The sequence below is a fragment of the uncultured Methanobrevibacter sp. genome, assembly GCF_902764455.1.
In the GTDB taxonomy this organism is placed as follows: domain Archaea; phylum Methanobacteriota; class Methanobacteria; order Methanobacteriales; family Methanobacteriaceae; genus Methanocatella.
Genome location: NZ_CACWVY010000010.1, coordinates 103,423 through 109,608 on the forward strand (window position 1 = coordinate 103,423; position 6,186 = coordinate 109,608).

Sequence of the window (6,186 nt, forward strand, 5' to 3'; positions counted from 1 at the left end):
ATTTCCCGTTAATTATTTTCATAGGTGATGCTTGAAGTATCAGGATTATTATTCAACAACGAAATCTGCTTCATTTTTCTTTTGGTGCGAATACCAGATGGCATTTTCAATTAAAAATTGCTTTGCCAGATAGATGATTATCTCATCACTTTCGCCTTTTGTTTCCATTTCATTTTCAATCCTTTCATACAGCCAGAACATTCTCAAATATTCCTGGCTTTTGCTTGAAAGAGACATCTTTCCATAGTAGTTTGCAAGCAATATTGTCACTACCGATGAAAGACCGACTGCAATTTTCAGTATTGTACGAATCTGATTCGCAGTGTCTGTGTTTGCAGGTGAAAATAACATGCAGATTTCAAAAATCAGTGTAAATCCGTAAACAGATACGGTTGCATATAATGCAATTTTTTCCCAGCGGTCGTTTCTTTGTTTTTTGGATTTAGCATCTTTGTATGCGTTCTTGTGATAATTTTTCTGGTCTATTACCCAACATTCCTTAATAAGTTCATTAGTTGCGGATGTTTTAGGCAATTCTGAAAGAATTTCTTTAATCATTGGAATTCTTATATCTGTAAACCATGGTAAAAGTTCGCTTACAGACTGTTCTGTCCCTGATTTCATGAGATAATATTTAACACGAAGCGTTTCTGCAACCACTCGGTAATCTATATATTTTTTGTGAAAGCTTTCTTTTTGTGAGCGTTTGTAAAGATAGTACAGCGCTATGATTAAAAACATTATCGCAAAAATCATCAGGTGCTGTTCGACCTCATCGTATATAAGAAAGCAGAGTACAATCGTTGCGGTGTTGATTGACATATATAAAAGAGTATTATGATGTTTTTGGGAATGATTAATGCTTAAATGGTCTGCAACGCCAAAAAGTCTGTCTATTTCTATTAATGTCGGATCTGTTATTTCCTCTTCAATGTGGGCGTGCTTTCACATTTCTCAACTTCTTTTTCAAAGTCTTCCTTAAAAATCATAATGCTCAAATTCTTCTGAATAACTATTTATCAAGTAAATCAGCCAATTTGTTTGCAATAAATACACAGCAGTCAACACAAGGGGATTTGTCTTCTCCGTTGTTTGTTATTGTACCGCAGCAGACACTTCCATATTCTGCTTTAAATGCGTTAAAAATCTCTTTTGCATTGGCTTTAATTTCTGAAGGGTCATCCAATATTAATCCGTTGGCCATTAATGCACCTGTAACGGCACCGCATGTTCCTTCATCAAATGTTCCGCCCATTCCTCCTGCAAATCCGCAGGCCAGTTTCACCATTTCTGCCTGTGTGATATCGACGTTGGCTGTTTCACAAAGAGCCATTAAAGTAGACTCGGAACAACTTTTAAATTCCCGGTATTCTCTGATTTTTTCCTCTAAAATTTTTTTATCAAGTTTCATAAAAACAATCTCCCTATAATAAGTTAATTAATTTTATTAACAACAAATTTTAAATAATTATTTATTAAAATTTGTGAGTTGATAAAAAAATGCATCCGAGACCAAGTCCAATTGCAGCATCTCTTTACACATTAAGGGACATGAACGTTGATGTTATTGTTATGCACGGGCCGAACGGTTGCTGTTTTAGAACTGGCAGGCTTTTAGAAAGTGACGGCGTTAGAGTTCTAACAACAGCAATGGCAGAAAATGATTTTATATTAGGTGCAGGCGAAAAACTTGAAGAAACTTTAGTTAAGGCTTATGACATGTTTAATCCAAAATTGATGGGTGTTGTAGGTACCTGTGCAAGTATGATTATCGGTGAAGATTTAAAAGAGGCTATATCTAATGCCGACTTGCCTTGTACTGTAATTCCTGTTGAATCCCATGGGGGATCAGGGGAAGGCGACAATACTGTTGGGGCCATAATGGTTCTGGAATCTGCTGTTGAATGCGGAGTGATACCTCAGCAGGAAGCCGACAGACAAATTCAAATGCTTGAAAAGGCAACAGAAGTTGAAAAAACCCGTGGAATGGCACAGGGAAAATACATTAAACCTAACTTCGGAGATTCAAAGGAAAAAGTTGCAAAAATAGTTGTCGGCGCCATTAAGGATGGTAAAAAAGTGGCTTTTGTCCATAATGCCAAAAAAGAAACAGCATATCTCTTTGCAGATATCATTAACTTTAACTACACTGACATTAACGCTGACAACAAGCCGGTTATTGTAGCTAATCTGGATGAAAACATAGGTTTGCCAAGAATCAGAGGCCATGCAAAAAATATCAAAGAGGAACTTCCTATGGAAATTGACTGCATTACCGGAGGGCTTGATGAATATCCGATTACCGCTGATGTGGCGGCAAATTATCTGAAAGATAAGGATTTGGATTTAATTGTGGTATTTGGTGTGCCTCATGCATTTCCAATTGAAGATTTTGACACGGAATCTGTTGCAATTACTGACGGGCCACGTTTGGTGGAACCTCTTAAAGATTTGGGATATACTCACGTTGTTGCAGAATTGGATGCCCACTCAAAAACTTTAGGAACTGATGAAATAGTACTTTCAGACTTTGGCGGAATGATTAGAGCAGCTATTGGATGGTTAAACGAATGATTACAATTATAGATTATAAAAGCGGAAATTTAAAAAGCATTTCAAATGGATTTAAAAAGATTGGCATAGACTATCGAATAACTGATGACAAGGAGGTTATTGCGAACAGTGATTATCTGGTTCTTCCCGGTGTTGGAGCATTTGGAAGCGCTATGGAGAATTTAAAACCCTTTGAAGATGTTATTTATGAACATGTCCATGACGGCAAACCATTTTTGGGAATATGTCTTGGCCAGCAGGTGTTAATGAGTGAAAGTGAAGAAGCGCCTGGCGTTAAAGGACTGGATTTGTTTAAAGGTCATGTGGAATTGCTCCCTGAAGGAGTTAAAATACCTCACATGGGCTGGAATAAATTGAATGTTAAAAACAGCTCACCAATTTTAGATGGCATAGATGGAGAATACTTTTATTTTGTTCATTCTTATCATGTAATTCCTGATGATGAAAGCATAATTGCCGGAACCTGTGAGTATGGAGGCGAAGTTGTAGCCAGTTTGTCTCAAAACAACCTGTTTTCAACACAGTTTCATCCGGAAAAAAGCGGAAAGGCAGGACTTAAGATTTTAAAAAATTTTACTGAATTGGAGATTTAAATATGGATATTGAAGGCTTTGTAAGGGCTAGAATTGATGATTATGACTATGATGATCTAGCAGAAATTTTAGCTGTAAGGATAAGAGAATACAAAAATATCAATGAAGAAAATTCATTAGAAATGGCAAAAGCAGTAATTGATGAAGTTGGAACAACACTAAAACTTAGACAAAGTGATGATGAATTCTTAAAAGAAATTGCCAGTGTAAATAAGGCAGATGTGCTTATGGGTGAGATGGGAGTCGGATCCCGGGGTGCAGGTGACTTTTTCGTACACAGGAAAATAGCTGAAATTGTATCATCAACAAACACTGCCTCTTTGGTCAATCCTTCAGAACAGGATGACGGTGGTGTTGTTAAAGCTCCAATTAAAAATGATGAAGTTTATATTACAACTGCAGTTGACGGAATACACTCACGTTTAAGTGAATATCCGTTCTTGGGCGGTTTTCATGTAACAAGAGCAACTCTTAGAGACGTCTGTGTAATGGGAGCTGACCCTGTTGCAATCTTAAGTGATGTTCACCTTGCAGACGACGGTGATGTTGCAAAAATATTTGACTTTACAGCAGGTGTTGCAGCAGTATCCGAACTTGTAGATGTTCCAATCGTTGCAGGAAGTACTCTTCGTGTCGGCGGAGACATGGTTTTAGGTGACAGATTTGTATCCGCAGTCGGAAGTGTGGGAGTATCCGCATATCCTCCAACAGCAAGAAAAGGCGCAACTGAAGGAGACATAATTCTTTTAACAGAAGGTTCAGGTGGAGGAACAATAACAACTACAGCTCTTTACAACGGTTTCTTTGATGTTGTGTGGGATACTATGAATGTTAATTTTGTTCAGGCATCACATGCATTGTTTGAAGCTGATCTGGTCAAGGATATTCATGCAATGACTGACGTAACAAATGGTGGTCTTAGAGGAGATGCTCATGAAATCTCAAATACAACAGGAGTAGGTCTTGAGTTTTATGAAAAAGAAATTAGACAGATGGTTGCTCCAAATGTATTGAACATGCTTGAAACATTAAACATTGACCCATTAGGTGTGTCAACCGATTCGTTAATGTTAATCGCACCTCCTGAAATTGTTGAAGACATTAAAAAGGCAGTAGCCAAATATGATGTTGCAATATCTGAAATTGGTGAGGTCAACAACTCCGGCGAGCCAATATTGATTAAAGAGGATTCAACTGAGGAAAAACTTGTTCCTTTATTTAGAGAAGCCGCATATACAAAAATTAAAAAGCTTGTTGGTGAAACAACTCCTGAAGACTTTGAAGAAATGAAAGAAAAAGTTCAAAAAGCTTCAGATGCAGCTATTGCTAAAAAGGATAAGGTTATTAAACATATCCGTGGACAATAAAAAAATTAATATTTTTTAACTTTAATCTGCGATTTTGCACAAAAGCATATAATCGCACTTCCCTATTTTTTATTTACTTCAACTTCCAATTTTAACTCATGACAGATGAGAAAGGAAGCTTTTATTTAATTGAGTCAATACTTGCAGTTTTTATTCTTTTAGCGGTAGTATTGGTTGTTAATACTGTAATATCAATTCCTGGTCCTGATTATTCTTATGAAACACATGATGTAAAATCGGCTCAGGACACGATGGAGCTGTTGTCTAGAAAAATTAATTTCACAGACCAGAGCTTTTTGGGTGAAATTTCATCAATTTTAAAGGATAATAGAAATTCAAAAAAATCCGTTAACGAAGTTTCAGACATTTGCAGGGATAAACTGGATGGCTATAAATTAACGAATTATAAGTTTTGTGAAAATAATAAATTGAAAGGAAAAGTATTGGCCTCATCAGGTAATTTTGATAATGCTCGTGAGGTTTCAGTGGCTTCAAGGTCATATGGTGATTATTCATACACTTTGTATGTATGGTAATAATTAAGAACTACAAACACATTACCTGCAGATGTTAGTGCATGCTATCGTGAAACAATAGTGAATTCATTGATTTAATTCAAAATAAAAGTATAAAAAGAGTATATGAAGAATGAAGAACCTACAGTCACCTAATTGGCCATAATAAATTATGGAAAGTCGTCACCTGTGGCGACAAGAGCTTGTAGGCTAAACCTCTAAAAGGTTTTACCTTCCAATCTTTCACTTAATGTTTAAGTGTCTGTCAGTTTTTAAACATTTCTTAATTCTATCAAGTTCAGGGCTTAAAAATTTCATTAATAGTTTATATTCGCTTTTTCTACATTTTTATAGTATTAATTACTTTTTACACAATAAAAGCAATTTTTAGTTGAGTATAACCTAAAATAAAATTATTTATGCTATAAAAATTAAATATGGGGATAATCAAACTCTTAATCCAATAGGGGGAGGTATTATTCCGAACAAGATAATATTGCCTGTGTGGGAATTTAGAACATCTGTTCTAATGAACTTTCTAATTGGCAAATCTCATTTATCAAAATGGAGGAATCCTTATGGGTATCCAAAAGAAATTTTGGGTCGCAATGCTCATATACACCATTATAACGTGGGGTATGGCATTTGTTATCATATGGATTATTTATAATTAATCCGATGCATAAATGATTTCTCCTTTAAATTGTAGGAATCTTCAATATTGTGGTGATTGTTTATCGATAGCCTTAATGGGTTATGTTTGGGTTTGTTTATCTGTAAAGAACACTTCCTGCAATTTATAAATTAAAAAATAATAAACTTTATATATAATTTATTTCATAATACCCATTAGAGTTTAAAGTCCACTTCTGGGTACTTAAATTCTAATTTTGATAAATGAGATTATTCAGTGTCTACTTGTTCGAGCATGTTTTTCATGTTGTAGGCATTGATTAACTTATTTTAATGCACTCACTTTTATATAATTCTTTTAATTAGTTTTAGATGAGGATATTTTGTCATATCATTTTTTAGTTATATAGTCTATTACTTAATGTTTGTACCATTTTTGTAATTTGTTCTTGGGCTGTTATGTTTTTTTTCAACATAAGGTTTACCAAGCTATCTCCCATTGAC

At 35.1% G+C, this 6,186-nt stretch carries 6 protein-coding genes; 4 read left to right on the plus strand and 2 right to left on the minus strand.

Annotated features, from left to right (window positions below):
- Nucleotides 1-48 precede the first annotated feature (48 nt).
- Together QZU75_RS03885 and QZU75_RS03890 are read right to left on the minus strand one after the other, a co-directional pair.
- Nucleotides 49-756 (minus strand): hypothetical protein, encoded by a 708-nt coding sequence (locus QZU75_RS03885; protein ID WP_296881643.1) that lies wholly within the window; start codon nucleotides 754-756, stop codon nucleotides 49-51.
- A 256-nt stretch (nucleotides 757-1,012) separates the two neighbouring features.
- Complete coding sequence (locus QZU75_RS03890; protein WP_296881644.1) at nucleotides 1,013-1,411, minus strand: C-GCAxxG-C-C family protein; 399 nt, start codon at nucleotides 1,409-1,411, stop codon at nucleotides 1,013-1,015.
- An 89-nt stretch (nucleotides 1,412-1,500) separates the two neighbouring features.
- Here QZU75_RS03890 and cfbD point away from each other — a divergent pair, with 89 nt between their 5' ends.
- The 4 genes from cfbD to QZU75_RS03910 all read left to right on the plus strand — a co-directional run bounded on the left by cfbD (nucleotide 1,501) and on the right by QZU75_RS03910 (nucleotide 5,070).
- Nucleotides 1,501-2,574, plus strand: coding sequence for a Ni-sirohydrochlorin a,c-diamide reductive cyclase catalytic subunit (cfbD, locus tag QZU75_RS03895; RefSeq protein ID WP_296881645.1), 1,074 nt, complete (start codon nucleotides 1,501-1,503; stop codon nucleotides 2,572-2,574).
- Complete coding sequence (gene hisH, locus QZU75_RS03900) at nucleotides 2,571-3,167, plus strand: imidazole glycerol phosphate synthase subunit HisH (protein ID WP_296881654.1); 597 nt, start codon at nucleotides 2,571-2,573, stop codon at nucleotides 3,165-3,167. Before cfbD ends, hisH begins: the two co-directional genes overlap by 4 nt.
- 2 nt (nucleotides 3,168-3,169) lie before the next feature.
- Complete coding sequence (locus tag QZU75_RS03905; protein ID WP_296881646.1) at nucleotides 3,170-4,534, plus strand: AIR synthase-related protein; 1,365 nt, start codon at nucleotides 3,170-3,172, stop codon at nucleotides 4,532-4,534.
- Nucleotides 4,535-4,632: 98 nt separating this feature from the next.
- Nucleotides 4,633-5,070, plus strand: coding sequence for a hypothetical protein (locus tag QZU75_RS03910; RefSeq protein ID WP_296881648.1), 438 nt, complete (start codon nucleotides 4,633-4,635; stop codon nucleotides 5,068-5,070).
- The last annotated feature ends 1,116 nt before the right edge of the window (nucleotides 5,071-6,186 follow it).